Source organism: Pseudomonas sp., from assembly GCF_030698175.1.
In the GTDB taxonomy this organism is placed as follows: domain Bacteria; phylum Pseudomonadota; class Gammaproteobacteria; order Pseudomonadales; family Pseudomonadaceae; genus Aquipseudomonas.
Genome location: NZ_JAUYNT010000015.1, coordinates 20,796 through 36,471 on the forward strand (window position 1 = coordinate 20,796; position 15,676 = coordinate 36,471).

General features: G+C 57.5%; 18 protein-coding genes and 1 pseudogene. 11 read left to right on the plus strand and 8 right to left on the minus strand.

Features of this window, described 5'->3' with window-relative positions; all coding sequences use genetic code 11:
- Genes Q8R10_RS06695 through Q8R10_RS06705 form a run of 3 tightly spaced genes read right to left on the minus strand, consistent with a single transcriptional unit; the run spans position 1 to position 2,959 of the window.
- Entirely contained in the window at positions 1–1,206 is a 1,206-nt protein-coding gene (locus Q8R10_RS06695) for an ABC transporter permease (RefSeq protein WP_305652204.1), read from the minus strand.
- The gene (locus Q8R10_RS06700; RefSeq protein ID WP_305652205.1) at positions 1,203–2,354 is read right to left on the minus strand and encodes an efflux RND transporter periplasmic adaptor subunit; all 1,152 of its coding nucleotides are present in this window, start codon (positions 2,352–2,354) and stop codon (positions 1,203–1,205) included. The genes Q8R10_RS06695 and Q8R10_RS06700 overlap by 4 nt, the downstream gene beginning before the upstream one ends.
- Positions 2,351–2,959 carry a TetR/AcrR family transcriptional regulator gene (locus Q8R10_RS06705; protein ID WP_305652207.1) on the minus strand — a complete coding sequence of 203 codons (609 nt, stop codon included), beginning with the start codon at positions 2,957–2,959 and terminating at the stop codon, positions 2,351–2,353. The genes Q8R10_RS06700 and Q8R10_RS06705 overlap by 4 nt, the downstream gene beginning before the upstream one ends.
- A 124-nt stretch (positions 2,960–3,083) precedes the next feature.
- Between Q8R10_RS06705 and Q8R10_RS06710 the strand changes: the two are divergent.
- From Q8R10_RS06710 to Q8R10_RS06720, 3 genes and pseudogenes are all read left to right on the plus strand, one after another.
- Positions 3,084–3,203: pseudogene (locus Q8R10_RS06710) on the plus strand (arylesterase); the annotation flags it as partial.
- A 55-nt stretch (positions 3,204–3,258) separates the two neighbouring features.
- The gene (locus Q8R10_RS06715; protein WP_305652209.1) at positions 3,259–3,540 is read left to right on the plus strand and encodes a hypothetical protein; all 282 of its coding nucleotides are present in this window, start codon (positions 3,259–3,261) and stop codon (positions 3,538–3,540) included.
- Positions 3,541–3,621: 81 nt separating this feature from the next.
- Positions 3,622–4,581 (plus strand): L,D-transpeptidase family protein, encoded by a 960-nt coding sequence (locus Q8R10_RS06720; RefSeq protein WP_305652211.1) that lies wholly within the window; start codon positions 3,622–3,624, stop codon positions 4,579–4,581.
- 144 nt (positions 4,582–4,725) lie between these two features.
- Here Q8R10_RS06720 and Q8R10_RS06725 read toward each other — a convergent pair whose 3' ends face one another.
- Positions 4,726–4,974, minus strand: coding sequence for an Lpp/OprI family alanine-zipper lipoprotein (locus Q8R10_RS06725; RefSeq protein WP_305652213.1), 249 nt, complete (start codon positions 4,972–4,974; stop codon positions 4,726–4,728).
- Between the two features lie 353 nt (positions 4,975–5,327).
- Here Q8R10_RS06725 and Q8R10_RS06730 point away from each other — a divergent pair, with 353 nt between their 5' ends.
- Both Q8R10_RS06730 and Q8R10_RS06735 read left to right on the plus strand, forming a co-directional pair.
- On the plus strand, positions 5,328–6,590 hold the full coding sequence (locus tag Q8R10_RS06730) for a hypothetical protein (protein WP_305652215.1): 1,263 nt from the start codon (positions 5,328–5,330) through the stop codon (positions 6,588–6,590).
- A gap of 37 nt (positions 6,591–6,627) precedes the next feature.
- Entirely contained in the window at positions 6,628–6,909 is a 282-nt protein-coding gene (locus tag Q8R10_RS06735) for a GNAT family N-acetyltransferase (protein WP_305652217.1), read from the plus strand.
- A gap of 57 nt (positions 6,910–6,966) precedes the next feature.
- On the opposite strand, the gene Q8R10_RS06740 is transcribed toward Q8R10_RS06735, so the two are convergent.
- Positions 6,967–8,043, minus strand: coding sequence for a 3-deoxy-7-phosphoheptulonate synthase (locus Q8R10_RS06740; protein WP_305652219.1), 1,077 nt, complete (start codon positions 8,041–8,043; stop codon positions 6,967–6,969).
- A gap of 227 nt (positions 8,044–8,270) precedes the next feature.
- Entirely contained in the window at positions 8,271–8,690 is a 420-nt protein-coding gene (locus tag Q8R10_RS06745; RefSeq protein ID WP_305652220.1) for a PilZ domain-containing protein, read from the minus strand.
- Between Q8R10_RS06745 and Q8R10_RS06750 the strand changes: the two genes are divergently transcribed.
- The 5 genes from Q8R10_RS06750 to cysB all read left to right on the plus strand — a co-directional run bounded on the left by Q8R10_RS06750 (position 8,689) and on the right by cysB (position 12,606).
- Positions 8,689–9,075 (plus strand): thioredoxin family protein, encoded by a 387-nt coding sequence (locus tag Q8R10_RS06750; protein WP_305652222.1) that lies wholly within the window; start codon positions 8,689–8,691, stop codon positions 9,073–9,075. The two genes, Q8R10_RS06745 and Q8R10_RS06750, sit on opposite strands and share 2 nt — an antisense overlap.
- Positions 9,076–10,044 (plus strand): putative 2-dehydropantoate 2-reductase, encoded by a 969-nt coding sequence (locus tag Q8R10_RS06755; RefSeq protein ID WP_305652224.1) that lies wholly within the window; start codon positions 9,076–9,078, stop codon positions 10,042–10,044.
- Positions 10,041–10,949 (plus strand): 5'-nucleotidase, encoded by a 909-nt coding sequence (locus Q8R10_RS06760; RefSeq protein WP_305652226.1) that lies wholly within the window; start codon positions 10,041–10,043, stop codon positions 10,947–10,949. The genes Q8R10_RS06755 and Q8R10_RS06760 overlap by 4 nt, the downstream gene beginning before the upstream one ends.
- Positions 10,950–11,019: 70 nt before the next feature.
- Positions 11,020–11,520, plus strand: coding sequence for a universal stress protein (locus Q8R10_RS06765; RefSeq protein ID WP_305652228.1), 501 nt, complete (start codon positions 11,020–11,022; stop codon positions 11,518–11,520).
- 111 nt (positions 11,521–11,631) lie between these two features.
- Complete coding sequence (gene cysB, locus Q8R10_RS06770) at positions 11,632–12,606, plus strand: HTH-type transcriptional regulator CysB (protein WP_305652230.1); 975 nt, start codon at positions 11,632–11,634, stop codon at positions 12,604–12,606.
- Between the two features lie 71 nt (positions 12,607–12,677).
- On the opposite strand, the gene Q8R10_RS06775 is transcribed toward cysB, so the two are convergent.
- The gene (locus tag Q8R10_RS06775) at positions 12,678–13,412 is read right to left on the minus strand and encodes a phosphoadenylyl-sulfate reductase (protein ID WP_305652232.1); all 735 of its coding nucleotides are present in this window, start codon (positions 13,410–13,412) and stop codon (positions 12,678–12,680) included.
- Between the two features lie 185 nt (positions 13,413–13,597).
- On the opposite strand from Q8R10_RS06775, the gene thrH reads away from it, so the two are divergent.
- Entirely contained in the window at positions 13,598–14,215 is a 618-nt protein-coding gene (thrH, locus tag Q8R10_RS06780; RefSeq protein ID WP_305652234.1) for a bifunctional phosphoserine phosphatase/homoserine phosphotransferase ThrH, read from the plus strand.
- A gap of 60 nt (positions 14,216–14,275) precedes the next feature.
- Here the strand turns inward: thrH and pabB are convergent, their stop codons facing one another.
- Positions 14,276–15,619, minus strand: coding sequence for an aminodeoxychorismate synthase component I (gene pabB / locus Q8R10_RS06785; protein ID WP_305652236.1), 1,344 nt, complete (start codon positions 15,617–15,619; stop codon positions 14,276–14,278).
- Positions 15,620–15,676 lie beyond the last annotated feature (57 nt).

Below are 15,676 nucleotides of genomic sequence, written 5' to 3' on the forward strand. Positions count from 1 at the left end.
TCAGCCTCCAATGGCTTCGGCCGGATCGACCTTGAGCGCCATGCGAATGGCGACGATGCTGGCTAGGATGCAGATCATGAGCACGGCGAAAAAACCGGCGATGGAGTCGAACGGCATCAGCAGTACGTACTTGGGAAACAGGGGCGCTGAGAACGTGGCGGTGATCTTGCCGACCACGAAGCCGATCACGCCCAGGGCGAGCGCCTGCTGCATGATCATTGCAGCAATGGTTCGGTTGCGTGTGCCGATGAGCTTCAATACCGCGATCTCGCGGATTTTGTCCATCGTCAGCGAATAGATGATGAAGGCAACGATGGCCGCGCTAACGATGGCCAAAATAACCAGGAACATGCCGATCTGCTTGGCCGAGGTGGCGATCAGCTTGCTGACTAGAATGTCTTCCATCTGGGCTCGGGTGTAGACCGTCAAACGCTTCCAGCGCCGGATGGATTCGGCCACCTCATCCGGCGTATGGCCAGGCTTTAGTGTGACCAACACTGCATTGACGAACGCGTTGCTGCTCTGTGATGCAATCACCGCATCCAGCAAGCCTGGAACGCCGGGTCGATTGAAGTCCGGGTTGGCCGCAGTGCGCCGCCGGCTTTGCCAAATGGCGTCGTTGTCCTTGAGGAACTGAGCTTCTTGGGCATCCTTGAGCGGAATAAATACCATCGGGTCGCCACTAGACGACACCATGCGCTGGGTCAGTCCGACGACGGTGTAATGATTGCGGCGAATAGCCAGCCGATCTCCCAGTTTGAAGCCGACTGCGATGTCGGCCACCGCCTCATAGTGGCCTCGCGTGATCTGGCGCCCTGTGACCAGATAAGGGGGCCAGCCTGGTGTCGTTCCTAACTCGCCGGGCGCGATGCCGACCACCATGCTGCGGACATCGCTCTCCCCCTTGCGCACTTGCATGGTCAGGTAGGTCACGTTAGCGGCCTGGGCAACTCCCGGCATGGCGAGGATGGTGCGATACAGGTCATCGTTGAGGCTGGACGACTCCGCATAAGGGCCCAGAGTGTCCTTTTGCACCACCCAAAGGTCGGCGCCACTGTTGTCGAGCAGCGCCTTGCCGTCGTCCACCATGCCCCGATAAACCCCAGCCATGACCAGGGTGACGCCAATCAGCAAACCCAGACCGATGCCTGTGAAGACGAACTTTCCCCAGGCATGAAGAATGTCACGGCTGGCCAGGTTGATCATCTTGATACTCCTGGGATGTCATCGACCACATGGATGCGGTTACTCGCCGTCAGCGCCTTCTCGCTATAGACCACCACCTGGTCCCCATTCTTGAGCCCTTCGCGCACTTGCACGTAACCATTCAGGTCGGCAGCACCGAGCTTGACCGGAGAGAAATGCAGATCACCCCCGACGATTTGCCAGACCCCCACGGTGTCGCCTTCACGCCGGACTGCAGCGTTAGGAATGGTCGCCACGGCTGGGAGTGCGGGCAAACCGACAGTGACTTCGGCCAGTTCACCCACCGGCGGAAAAGGCTGGGGGATAGCATCGAAGAGCACTTTGGCGAGCAGCTCTTCGGTCACCGCATCGGCCTTGGGCTCCACACGCAACACGCGACCTTGCAACGGCTGGCCGCCACGCGAGCGCAGGACGATACGTGCAGGCAGTCCCCCGGCAAGTCCCGATGCGCTTATCAGGTCGAAGCGCACGTTGACCCAGAAACTCTTGGGGTCAATGATCTCCACCACAACCTGGCCGGCGACAATAGTCGTGCCGGGCTCGGCATCACGCACGCTAACCACGCCATCGACGGGGGCGATTAGGCGCAAATTGAGGCGCTGCGCTACCAGTCCTTCACGGTCGAATTGAGCACGAGCAAGCTCCTCTCGAGCAGAGGACAGAACTGCATCGGCAATCTGCAGCTCCTGCCGCTTAGTGCCAACGATTTCCTCGCTAACCAAGCGCGCGACGAACAATTGCTCATAGCGATGGGCTTGGGTTCTTGCATAGGATTGCCTCGCTTGGGCCTCACGCAACGCTGCGTCCGTCCGTTTGACTGTCGACTCTTGTGAGCGAATCCGATCATCTAGATCCACCGGGTCCATTTCTCCGAGCACTTGTCCGCCCTTGACCTGATTACCCACATGCACATCCAGGCGCTTGAGGCGCCCGGCAGATGTGGGCCCGATCTTGTATGTGTAGCGCGCCTCCACCGTGCCGATACCGAACAGTTCCGGTGCGACTGCCCGCGATTCCACGGCCACGACCGTCACAGCGATCGGTGCGAGAGGACCCGATCGCAGGCCAACGTAGATAAAGAGTGCGAGTAATGGAGCGATGACGGCGAGCAACGCCAGTGTGCGGCCTTGTAAAGGCAGACGACTCATGGCCTGCTCTCGATGCCGCGCCGATAGATCGCAAATACTCGTGGCGCGTCGCGACGTATGCGTTCCAGGTCTCCATCCAGCAGCGACTGCATGATCAGGCCCTGAATCGTGCCAATAAAGAGCGTGGCCGCCGCCTCGTTATCCAGGGCGAGGGACAATTCGCCGCTCGATTTGCCCTTCTCGATAAGTCGATGCAAGCGTTCCCCGTACCGCTGAATCAACGTCTGTACCATGCGCTTAGCCGCCGTCGATTCGGCGCGCTGAAGTTCGCCAAACATCATCCGGGGAACACCAGGGTGCTCGGCCACGAATTCGATATGGCTCATGAACATCGCTTCCAGCGCGGCCAAGGGCGATTCGACCCCCTGTACGGAGCGATCAATTCGAGTCAGAAGACGCTCGGCTATCCACTCCATGACCGCCTGCCAGATGGCTTCCTTGTTCGTGAAATGCCGAAACAGTGCGCCTTGGGTTACCCGCATGTGCTTGGCGATAGCCGCTGTGGTGATCTCGCTGGGGTTTTTTGAACCGGCAAGCGCAATCACTGACTCTACAGTCACGGCCCGTCGTTCATCGGCCGGGAGATATTTGGGTCGGTTATCCATAAACGTTCACTCGATAAGATAGTAATTGATTACTATCTTATCGAGTGAACAAAAAACTGCAAGCCTTGATGGTTATGCTTGACCCCCCGAGTGCTCAGGAGCAGCGTTGCTATCAACGCCGCTGGTAATACCGTTTTTTCTCGGGGTGCCGATGTTGATGCAGGGCGATGGCATTCACCCGGCGGCCGCGGCTCAGCCGCGCTTACTGGAAAATCTCTGGCCGCAGCTGCAACCCTTGCTCTGAGGCTTTTCTGCCTGAGCGCTTTGGGCTAAGGTGGCGGCCCTTTTTGGAGTCGACAATGCCGCGCGTTGCCTGGTCCCTGCATGCCTATCAGTTGATCGAGCCCGACGAGCAGCTCGACCTGTTCGCCTGCCGCGAAGTTCGTGTGCATTTGCTGGCGCGCCAGCTTGAACTGGGTGGTTTTGCCGACCGTACGCTTTGCGCCAGCTTGCTACCGGCGCATCCGCGCTTGCTTGATGTGGATAAAACCAAGTTGCGTGACCAGCGTTTGTGCCGTGCTTGCCAATCGGTACTGCAGGCGCAGCGACGTGGCGACCGACCGCTCTGGCCTAGCGTCTAAGGCGGCTCGGTTGGCCTGGCGGGGGGTTATCGGTGTACAATTGTCGGTCATTTTCCCGTCAGTCATGCCAAGGATTTCCGGATGTTGTCCCGCGCTCCGCTAGTTGCCTGTTCCCTGTCGCTTGCCCTGTTGTTTTCGGCAGGTTCTGTTGCCGCCCTTGAGCTGCCGTTGCCACCTGTTGGTGAAGACATTGTCGGCCAAGTACAGGTAATCAAAGCCAAGTACGAAGACACCTTTGCTGATCTGGGCAAAGTCTACGACCTTGGCTATGCCGAAATGCTGGCAGCCAATCCCAGTGTCGATGCTTGGTTGCCGGGCGAGGGGTCAGACATCGTTCTACCGACCCGTTTCATCCTGCCAGCGGGGCCGCGCGAAGGTATCGTGATCAACCTCGCCGAGTACCGGATGTACTACTTCCCGAAAGGCCGTAACGTGGTTTACACCTACCCACTGGGTATTGGCCGTGAGGGCTGGGGTTCACCAGTTACCAATACCGTGATTACTGGCAAAATCAATAATCCTGCCTGGTATCCACCCAAGTCCATTCGCGAAGAGCACGCAGCGGAAGGTGATCCGTTGCCAACCGTAGTGGCGCCGGGGCCGAACAATCCCTTGGGGCCGTTCAAGTTTACTCTGGGCACTCCGGGTTACTTGATTCATGGTTCGAACAAGAAGTTCGGTATCGGCATGCGTGTCAGCCATGGCTGCTTTCGTATGCTCAACAACAATGTGCTTGAGCTGGCGAGCTTGGCGCCAATCGGTACCAAGATTCGCATCATTAACGAGCCCTACAAGTTCGGCATCAGTGGCGGCAAGGTTTACCTCGAAGCCCATACTCCGCTGGACGATCATGGCACGCCATCTTTGGTTGATAAGCACACTGCAGTGATTAACGCCCTGCTGAAGCGTGATGACTTGGTTAATCGCTTGCGCCTGGATTGGGATGTAGTGCGCGAAGTGGTTGCCGCGGAAGATGGTCTGCCAGTTGAAATCGCTGTACCCGATACCTCGGTTGCCAGCGTGGCGCCTGTATTGAACTAATCGGCTGAACAAGCTGATAAACGAACCCGTAATGCGCTATTTGCCGTTGCGGGTTTTTTTATGCCTGGATAAAGCCTGGATTGAATTTTTTCCAATAAAAAAGCCGACCCGCAAGCGGATCGGCTTATAAGTCTTGAAAGACTCTTACTTCTTGGAAGCTTTTTCCAGCATACGCAGAGCGCGCTCGTTGGCTTCGTCAGCAGTTTGCTGAGCTTTTTGAGCAGCAGCCATTGCTTCGTCAGCTTTGCTGTAGGCTTCGTCAGCGCGTGCTTGAGCACGAGCAGAAGAATCTTCTACTGCAGTGATTTTAGCTTCGATTTCTTTGGTGTTGCTGCAACCAGCGGCCAGAACGGCAGCCAAAGCGATAGCGGACAGCTTGAATACGTTGTTCATGTGTTTCCCCTTAAGGTGGACTTTCCATAAAAGCAATTCTTCGAGCTCGAAGAATTTGCCGGTCTACATGTTACCCAGAACTGTTAATAAGTAAACCAATCGATCCTGTTAGCTGTGATTTTTTCTGTCTAAATTCAATGCCTAAGCACATTTGTCAGGTTTTTTACGGCTTTTGTATAAAAAACGCTCAGTTGCTAGCGACCCGGCTGGCAGCCTGCAGACGCAGGGCATAAGCGCTCTTTTAGCGCGCGGTGGCTGCGCTTGGCACAAAGGATGCTCAGGCTTAGTCGGCCTGATAAGCTGCGGCTTGCATCCGTGGCGGATGCCTTTGCTCAGCATGTATGGAAGTTGCTATGTCGAAAATTCTCAAGTGGGGCCTGCTCGCACTATTGGTGCTAGGCCTGTTGATTAAGGTGTCGCTGTGGTTGTCAGTGCGCGCGGTGATGAACGATGCCATCGCCCAGATGGCGCCAATGATGGACATCAGTTATGGCAGCATCACCTCCTCATTTGACGGGCGTGTGGGCCTTAACCGGATTGAAGTTCGCATTCCGGCTCTGCACGACAGCGTGCGAGTCGCCAGCGCTGAGTTGAAATTTCACGGTTTGGGCGAGTTGTTGAGTTTTAAAGAACGTTTGGCCGAAGGTAAATTTCCCGAGCAGTTGGCAATCAGCCTAAAAGGGCTAGCGCTGGATGTGCACGGCCCCTTGATGGTGCAGCTTTACGATCAACCGGCCGAGCGCAGTGTGCTGACGGCGATGAGTGAGGTGGCATGTGGCAAGGTCGGCAGTATTGGCACCCGCGAGCTGCTGGATATGGGCTATCGAACCTTTGAAACCGACGCCGAGTTTTCCTACCAGTTCCAGCCGGGTGCGCAGCGCTTAAGTTTTAAACTGGTTTCCGCCACCCGCGACATGGCCGAAATGCGCGTGGGCATGACGCTGGCCAATATGTCGGAAAAGCCCGGTGATTTGATCGTCAATCCGCCGCGCCTGGCAATGGTGACCCTTGAGGTTGACGACAACCAATATCAGCGCAAGGTACAGGATTATTGCGCCGGCAAGCTTGGCCAGAATCGTGAGCGTTATTTGCAAACGGCGGTTGAGAAAGTCGACCAAGTGTTACGCAGTCAGCGGATTGCGCTTGATCCGCTGGTGCTTGCCGCCTATGCGGGTTACTTGAAGGATCCGCAGTCGCTGCGCCTTGAACTCAATCCAACTGAGGGCATGGCGTGGGACGGTCTGGAGTTTTTTGCGGCTAAGGATGTCTTGGCCATGCTGCGGCCCGTGCTGTCGATCAATCAGCAGCACGTTGAGCCTTTAAGTTTTACTTGGCTCGATAGCAAGGCCTCGCAGGAGGATGTCGCCGTTGAACCGCGCGCGGTGGCGGCCCAGGCGCCGGTGCAGGGGGGGGATATCGAGTACGTAGCAGTAAACGAGCTGGCCAACTACGCTGGGAAGCGCGTGCAATTAATTACTTTTGATGGTCAAGGCTATTCAGGCTTGTTACGCAAGGTTGACAATGGCAAGGTCTATCTCACGCTCTTGGGTTCGGGTGGTTCTGCCGATATATCGTTGCGCTTGGATAAAGTTCATCAAGTTAGGATACTGTTTTGAGAGGTACCAAGGTTTTGAAAAATACGGAGGCATTGCGATGAGCGAGGCAGTCACTGTTCTGCACGATCAGGCCGGCCACCAATTTGAGGTCACGATAGATGACCACCGTGCTTACTTGGCCTATATGGATCTGGGTAAGCAGACGCTGGATATCTATCGCACCTTTGTGCCGAATGCTTTGCGTGGCCGTGGTATTGCGGCGGCTTTGACTGCGCATGCGCTGGAGTATGCGCAAGCCTCGGGTTATACGGTGATTGCCTCATGCTCCTACGTGGAGCGCTATATGGAGCGGCGTCAGCGCCATCTGGCAAAAGGTTGAATCGACACCAATAAAAACGCCGGGCAAATGCCCGGCGTTTTTATTGGTGGAGGCCAACTAGTTACGTTGACGCTTTGGCAGCACATCGTTGAGCTTGTGGTGCATGCTGCGCAGGGCTTTTTCGGTAGCAGCCCAGTCGATGCAGGCGTCGGTAATGGACACGCCATACTGCAGATCAGCCAGGTCTTTAGGGATCGACTGACTGCCCCAGCCGAGATGACTCTCGACCATTAGGCCGATGATCGACTGATTGCCTTCCAGAATCTGATTGGCGACGTTGTCCATCACCAGCGGCTGTAGGGCCGGGTCTTTGTTGGAGTTGGCGTGGCTGCAGTCGACCATGATGTTGGGACGAATGGCGGCTTTATTCAGCTCTTGCTCGCAGATAGCGACGCTAACCGAGTCATAGTTGGGCTTGCCGTTGCCACCGCGCAGCACTACGTGGCCGTAAGCGTTGCCTTTGGTGGTGACGATGGAGACGCCACCTTCCTGATTGATGCCGAGGAAGCGGTGCGGGCTGGAAACCGATTGCAGGGCGTTGATGGCCACGGTTAAGCCGCCATCGGTGCCATTTTTGAAGCCGACTGCCGAAGACAACCCTGAGGCCATCTCGCGGTGAGTCTGGGACTCGGTGGTGCGTGCGCCAATCGCCGACCAACTGATCAGGTCTTGTAGGTATTGCGGGGAAATCGGGTCAAGCGCTTCGGTGGCGGTTGGCAGGCCCATTTCGGCCAGGTCGCGCAGCAAGGTGCGGCCAATGTGCAAACCGTCTTGAATCTTGAAGGAGTCGTCCAGGTACGGATCGTTGATCAGGCCTTTCCAGCCAACCGTGGTGCGCGGTTTCTCAAAATACACCCGCATCACTAAGAACAGGCTGTCGGCAACTTCGGCAGCCAACACTTTCAAGCGTTCGGCGTACTCGTGTGCGGCCTTGAGGTCGTGGATCGAGCAGGGGCCGACCACCACGAACAGGCGATGGTCTTTGCCGTCGAGAATATTGCGGATGACCTCACGACCATGGGCCACGGTGTGCAGGGCGGCATCGGTGAGCGGGATTTCGCGCTTGAGTTGCTCCGGGGTAATCAGGGTTTCGTTGGAGGCAACGTTGAGGTCGTTGATTGGTAAATCAGCCATCGTGCTTTTCATCAATTCAGAGTCGTCAGGTCACGGGTGCCGGCCGCCGGTAATCCCCGGGGGCGGTGCACGGCAAGATGGGCGCGGTGGGGAGGCCCAACCTTAGCGCGTTACCCCTTGGCTAGACAATGGGTAGCTAAGGCTTAAGTGCCAGTGGAAGCTGCTAATGGCTGCGAGTCAGAGCCGCGCGGCTTGGTTGCCGGTGATCGCTGCCTGCTCTGGGTGTGTTAGGCCAAGCTGGCGCTGGAGAACTCTGCGGCATGTTGGGCAATCCACTCGCCCGCCACCGCTTCAACGGCTAAGGGTTTACCCAGTTCAAGTTCGCGCTGGTGCCGGTAATGCTCGATTTGGCAGACCTGTTCGACCATGCGGGCGCGAAACAAGGTGTCCTCATCAATAAATGAAATACCGACCAGATAATCCTCCGGCAGTTTATGGCACCAGGCAATCACGCCAGGATAGCGCGCTTGATCGCCTAATAAAGGAATCCGCATTTCCACCGCAGTGCCGCGCCGAAAGCTGCGCGAGGAGTTGCACGCAACCCCGCCGAGGCTGATATCGTGCAGGCGCTGCTTGGGCGGGCTGGTTTGTTTGCGCACGACCAGTTCAACTGGCATATCGCTTGGATGACGCAAGAAACGACGCATGACTACCGACTCCAAATGCCATCAGACTGACATCATTGTGCTGAGTATAGCGACCGAACTGCAATTGACCGACTTTGATGCTGATCGTCAATTGCTCGATTTGTCCGGGACCTCGTTGCTAATATTTACCAGCATAGGTTGTGCCAGTTGTCGCTGGGCGCGCCGTGAAATTCCCAGTTTTGCCCTACCTGTCGCGCGTCTGTGCTGGATTGATGCTGGCGACAATGGTGGTTTGGTGCAGCGCTACGAAGTGCGGCAGTTGCCGGCATTGTTTGTGGTCGCTGATAGTCAATATTTCGGCCGCATTGCGCCAATCTTGAGCGGCCCAGAACTGTTCAATGCACTGCAGCAGGCCTTAACACGCATCCCAGAGGAGCTTCCTTAGATGTCAAATTTACAGCGGCCGCGGATCGGGATCATCGGTACCGGCGCAATTGGCGGTTTTTATGGCGTAATGTTGGCGCGCGCAGGCTTTGACGTGCATTTTTTGCTGCGCAGTGAGTTTGCTGCTGTGAGTGCCCAGGGCTTACAGGTCAATAGTGCGGTACACGGTGAGTTGCGCGTGCAGCCGGCGCAGATTTATCGCGATGTGGCGGACATGCCGCCGTGCGATTGGTTGTTGGTCGGCGCCAAAACCACCAGCAATGCCGAGCTGGCGCCGCTGATTAGTCAGGTGGCCGCGCCGGGAGCCAAGGTGCTGCTGCTGCAAAATGGCTTGGCAGTTGAGGATGGGTTACGTCCGCTACTGCCGCAGGCGCTGCATTTGCTCGGCGGCCTGTGTTTTATCTGCGCCCATCGCAGCGCGCCAGGGGTGGTCGAGCACCAGTCGCTGGGTGCTGTAAATCTGGGTTATCACTCCGGGCCCGCAGCTGATCAAGCGGCGCGCCTGGCGATAGTCGAGGAGGGCGTGGCGTTGTTCCGCGCCGCCGGACTGGACTCCACGGCCATGCCCAATCTTGAGTTGGCACGTTGGCAGAAGCTGGTGTGGAATGTGCCTTATAACGGTTTGTCGGTATTGCTCAATGCCAGCACCAGCGCGTTAATGGCCAACGCCGACAGTCGCGCACTGATCCAGGCCATCATGCAGGAAGTGCTGCAAGGGGCGGCGGCCTGTGGTCATGCGCTGCCGCCTGGATATGCCGATAAGCTGTTGGCCACCACCGAACGCATGCCTGACTACTGGCCCAGCATGTATCACGACGCCCAGTTTCGCCGTCCGCTGGAACTGGCCGCCATTTATGCCGCGCCCTTAGCGGCTGCGGCGTTAGCCGGTTGCGCGCTGCCGCGTATCGAAGCCTTGCATCAGGCCTTGGCTTTTATCGATAGCCGCAACCAGCAATTGGGCACTTTATGAGTAACGGCTTGGGTGACAAGTTGGTCTTGGCGATTTCATCGCGGGCGCTGTTTGACCTGACGGAAAGCCACCAGATTTATGAGCGCGAAGGGGTCGAGGCTTATCGCCAGTATCAGATCGAGCATGAAGAAGAGATTCTGCAGCCCGGCGATGCCTTCCCATTAGTGGAGAAGCTGCTCAACCTCAACAACGCGCTGGGTTCGCCGCGGGTCGAGGTTATTTTGATCTCGCGTAACAGTGCCGACACCGGTTTGCGGGCGTTTAACTCGATCCAGCATTACAACCTGGGCATCTCGCGCGCCGCTTTTGTTGGTGGCCGCAGTCCCGATCCCTATCTGGCCGCTTTTGGTTGTCATCTGTTTCTCTCAACCCATGCCGACGACGTGCGCAGTGCACTGCGCGCCGGCTTTGGTGCGGCCAGTATTTTGTCCGGTGGCGCGCAACGGGCGGATAGCAACGAGCTGCGCATCGCTTTTGACGGCGATGCGGTGCTGTTTTCTGACGACTCCGAGCGGGTCTATCAACAAGGCGGTCTGGCCGCGTTTCAAGCCCATGAGCAGCAAGCGGCGCGCGACCCGCTGGGCGGTGGACCGTTTAAGCCTTTTTTGGCCGCGCTAAACCGTTTGCAAAAAGAGTTTCCCGAAGACGCCTGCCCCATTCGCACGGCGTTGGTGACCGCGCGTTCGGCGCCGGCCCATGAGCGGGTGATCCGCACATTGCGCGAGTGGGATATCCGTCTGGATGAGTCGTTCTTTCTCGGCGGGCTGGAGAAGTCAGCCATTTTGGAAACCTTTGGCGCCGATATGTTTTTCGACGACCAAGCCAGTCACTGCGAAAAAGCCAGTGGGGTGGTGGCCATCGGTCACGTGCTGCATGGCGTCAGTAACGAGCCGCAAAAATCCTAGAAAATCGCTTTCGCTGCCGCGCTGCTACGCTCTAGCTAGAACCTTTGGCCAGTAGTAGATGAGGTTACCGATGATTCGCACAATTCTTTACGCAACCGATCTAGGGCTGTATGCACCCTATGTGCTGCAGCACGCCTTGGCCCTGACCCGTTCCTTTAACGCCGAGCTGCATGTGGTGCATGCGGTTGAACCCATGGGGCTGTTTGCCGACTCGGTGCTGCAAACCTATTTAGATGAGAGCACGCTGAAAGAAATGCGTACTAAAGGCCTCAATGCAGTTATGGGTAGCATCGAGCAGCGCGTACTTGAAGGCTTTAACGATGAAATGGGCGAGGCGCCGCATGACATGCAGCTGATTAAGGAGGTGCGCGTGCTGCAGGGCGATCCGCCGCAGGTGATTCTGACTGAGGCGCAGAGGGTCTCGGCCGACTTGTTGGTAATTGGCAGTCACAGCCATGGCACCACCTGGGATACCCCGCTGGGGCGCACCGCACAGCGCTTGGTGCAGTTGTCCGAAGCCCCGGTGTATCTGGTGCCGATGCTGCAGCATCGCGGTCGCGGGGAGCTTTAGACCAGCGGTAGGCGCCCTTAAGATAAATCGTCTATTTTTAATCTTCAGACCGTACATATGGTTATATACGGTGGCCGGGCTTGCGGCATATATCTGTATTGAGGGGCACCCATGAAACTTCAACAATTACGTTACATCTGGGAAGTAGCCCATCACGACCTCAACGTCTCCGCCACGGCGCAGAGCCTGTACACCTCGCAGCCGGGCATCAGCAAACAGATTCGTCTGCTCGAAGATGAGCTCGGCGTTGAGGTGTTTGCCCGTAGCGGCAAGCATTTGACCCGGGTTACCCCGGCCGGCGAGCGGATCATCGCCACCGCCGGCGAAATCCTGCGCAAAGTCGAGAGCATCAAGCAGATAGCGCAGGAGTTCTCCAACGAGAAAAAAGGCACCCTGTCGATTGCCACCACCCACACCCAGGCCCGCTACGCCTTGCCGCCGGTGATCAGCAGCTTTATCAAGCAATACCCCGATGTTGCGCTGCATATGCATCAGGGTACGCCGCTGCAAATTGCCGAAATGGCTGCCGACGGCACCGTGGATTTTGCCATTGCCACCGAAGCGCTGGAGCTGTTCGCTGATCTGGTGATGATGCCCTGCTACCGCTGGAATCGCTGCGTGGTGGTGCCGGTTGGGCATCCATTGAGTAAGTTGCCCAAGCTGACTCTGGAAGCGTTGGCAGAATTTCCAATCGTCACCTACGTGTTTGGCTTTACTGGCCGCTCAAAGCTGGACGAGGCCTTTAGTCATCGCGGCTTGTCGCCCAAGGTGGTGTTTACCGCCGCCGATGCCGACGTGATCAAAACCTATGTGCGCCTGGGCTTGGGCGTTGGTATTTTGGCCAAGATGGCGGTCGACGCAACGCTCGACCCGGACCTGGTAGTGCTAGATGCCAGTGACTTGTTTGAGTCAAGCGTGACCAAGATTGGCTTTCGGCGTGGCACCTTCCTGCGTGGTTTTATGTGCGACTTTATCGAGAAGTTCGCCCCGCACCTGACCCGTGAAGTGCAGACCAAAGCCATGCAATGCCATAACAAGGCGGAAATGGATGAGCTGTTTGCCAATGTGCAGCTGCCGACTTTCTAAGTCTTAGCGCACTAAAAAGCCCGACTGCAGAGACAATCTGCAGCCGGGCTTTTTTATTTCAGCGGTTAGCTTTAGCTTTTTGCAATCAAATTGCCGGCATGCAAGCCGCACTCTTTTTGCGTGGCTTCTTCCCACCACCAGCGGCCTTCGCGCTCGTGCTGATTGGGCAGTACCGGGCGAGTGCAAGGCTCGCAGCCGATGCTGATAAAACCGCGCTCATGCAGGCTGTTGTAAGGCAGTTCCAACATGCGGATATAGCCCCAGACTTCCTCGCTGGTCATATTCGCCAGGGGGTTGAATTTGTACAGCGGCTTATCGGCGGTTGAGAAGGCTGCGTCAATTTCCAATACCGCCACTTGGCTGCGGGTACCGGGGCTCTGGTCGCGGCGCTGGCCGCTGGCCCAGGCCCGTGCTGTGCTGAGTTTGCGCCGCAACGGGGCGATTTTGCGCACACCACAGCACTCGCCGTGGCCGTCTTTGTAGAAACTGAACAGGCCCTTTTCCTTGACCAGCGCCTCGACTGCGGCTGCGTCCGGGCTGAGCAGTTCGATGCTGATGCCGTAGTGTTCGCGCACCTGCTCGATAAAGCGGTAGGTTTCCGGGTGCAGGCGGCCGGTGTCGAGGCTGAAGACTTTAACGTTCTTGTTCAGCTTCCAGGCCATGTCGACCAGTACCACGTCTTCGGCGCCGCTGAAGGAGATCCACAGCTCATCGCCAAAATGCTCGAAGGCCAGCTTGAGGATGTCTTGTGGGGATTTGCTGGCGTAAGTCGCGGCCTGTTCGGCAACGTCAAAAGGCGGGTTCATCAGGCGGTTTCCTCGTTCTAATTGGCGCTGAGCGCTCTGTAGGGCGATGGTAGCAAAAACTGAATATGCGTCTAAATAACAAAGGCCTACGCAAAGCTTTGTTTTGGGTATAAGGCCTGCGTTGCACCCCGGCTGGCGAGCGGCTAAAGTGCCGCCTAATTTTATCGCCAACGAGGAAATAGCCCGTGGAAATTGCCTGTCTCGACCTAGAAGGCGTGTTGGTTCCAGAAATCTGGATTGCCTTCGCGGAAAAAACCGGCATAGAGTCGCTGAAAGCGACCACTCGGGATATTCCCGATTACGACGTGCTGATGCAGCAGCGTTTGCGCATTCTCGATGAGCACGGCTTGAAGTTGGCGGACATTCAAGAGGTGATCGCCACCCTGAAGCCGCTGGACGGCGCGGTGGAGTTTGTCGACTGGTTGCGTGAGCGCTTTCAGGTGGTGATTCTGTCCGACACCTTCTACGAATTCTCCCAGCCGTTGATGCGCCAGTTGGGTTTCCCGGCCTTGCTGTGCCACAAGCTGATCACCGATGAGACCGATCGAGTGATCGGCTATCAGTTGCGCCAGAAGGACCCTAAGCGTCAGTCGGTGCTGGCCTTCAAGAGTCTCTACTACCGGGTGATTGCTGCCGGCGACTCGTATAACGACACCACCATGCTGTCCGAGGCGCATGCCGGGATCTTGTTTCACGCCCCGGAAAACGTGATTCGCGAGTTTCCGCAGTTCCCCGCGGTGCACAGCTTCGCCGACCTGAAACTTGAGTTTCTCAAAGCCTCTGTGCGTGATCTGAGCCTTTAAGCTCAATCTGCTGCAAACAAGGCCCGCTTTTGCGGGTTTTGTTGTTTTGGCGGCGCGAAACTAAAGCTTCTCCAGGGTTTCCAGCAGGATCGCGACCTTGGTGATCGACTCGGCATATTCGGCCTGCCAGTTGGAGTCGGCGACTATGCCGCCGCCGCCCCAGCAACTGATTTGCCCGTCCTTGACCAGCAAACTGCGAATGGCGATGGAGCTGTCCATCTCGCCGCGTACGTCCAGGTACAGCAACGAGCCGCAATAGAGCGCGCGGCGGGTCGGTTCCAGTTCGTCGATGATTTGCATGGCGCGAATTTTCGGGGCGCCGGTGATCGAACCGCCGGGGAAGCTGCCATTGATCAGATCGAACGCGTCGCGGCCGGCGTCCAGTTGGCCGGTGACGCTGCTGACCAGGTGATGCACGTTGGGGTAGCTTTCCAGGGCAAAGAGCTCCGGTACGCGCACGCTGCCGATGCTGCAGTTGCGGCTCAAGTCATTGCGCAACAGGTCGACGATCATCAGGTTTTCGGCGCGATCTTTGGCGCTGCTCAATAGCTCACTGGCCATGGCCGCATCCTCCAGCGGATCACTCTTGCGCGGCCGCGTGCCCTTGATTGGGCGGGTCTCGACCTGGCCCTGGCTCAGGCGCAAAAACCGCTCCGGCGACAGGCTGAGGATGGCCGCTTCATGGCCCAGCCGCAGGTAACCGGCAAAGGGCGTCGGGCAGGCCGCCCGCAAGGCGCAATAGGCCACCCAGGGATCACCTTGGCAGGTGGCGCGAAAGCGCTGGGCAAAGTTCACCTGATAACAGTCGCCGGCGAGAATATAGGCCTGAATGCGCTCGATGGCGTGCTGGTACTGCTGAACATCGATGTCGGCGCTGAATCTGCCGTGCAGCACAAAGGCTGCATTGGAGCTGGGCGCCGGCTGGTTGAACAGTTGCTGCAGGCGCAGTCGTTCAGCGGCGGCCAGCGTGGGGTGAAATACCAGCTGGCTGGTTTGCAGTTGGTGATCGCTGATCAGCGCCCAGGCGTACAGGCCAAACTGCGCATCGGCGAGGGCCAGATCATCCACCGAGTGGCTGGGCAGCTGCTCGATCCGTCGCCCGAAGTCATAACCCAGGTAACCCAGCAAACCGCCGACAAAAGGCAGCGGGCACTCGCTGGGCGCTTGGGCGAGCCCGAGGCTCGTCAGGCTTTGCCGCAGCCGCTGCAAAAAATCGTTGGCTGATTCGTCATGGGTCGCTGCCAACTCTGCCAATGGCCAGGCGCTAAAAATGTCGTAGCGTGCTCGAGTGGCCACTGGTCTGCCAGCATCGAGCAGCACCGCCCCCGGCGCATGCTGGATACGCGCAAAGTATTCGGCGGGGTCTGGGCAGTAGGGCAGTGGGTGTACAGAGCAAGTAGGCATACAGGTTGATCAGGTGAGGAGCGCTGATTGTAGTGCGCCGCAACGCTTCATCCTAGA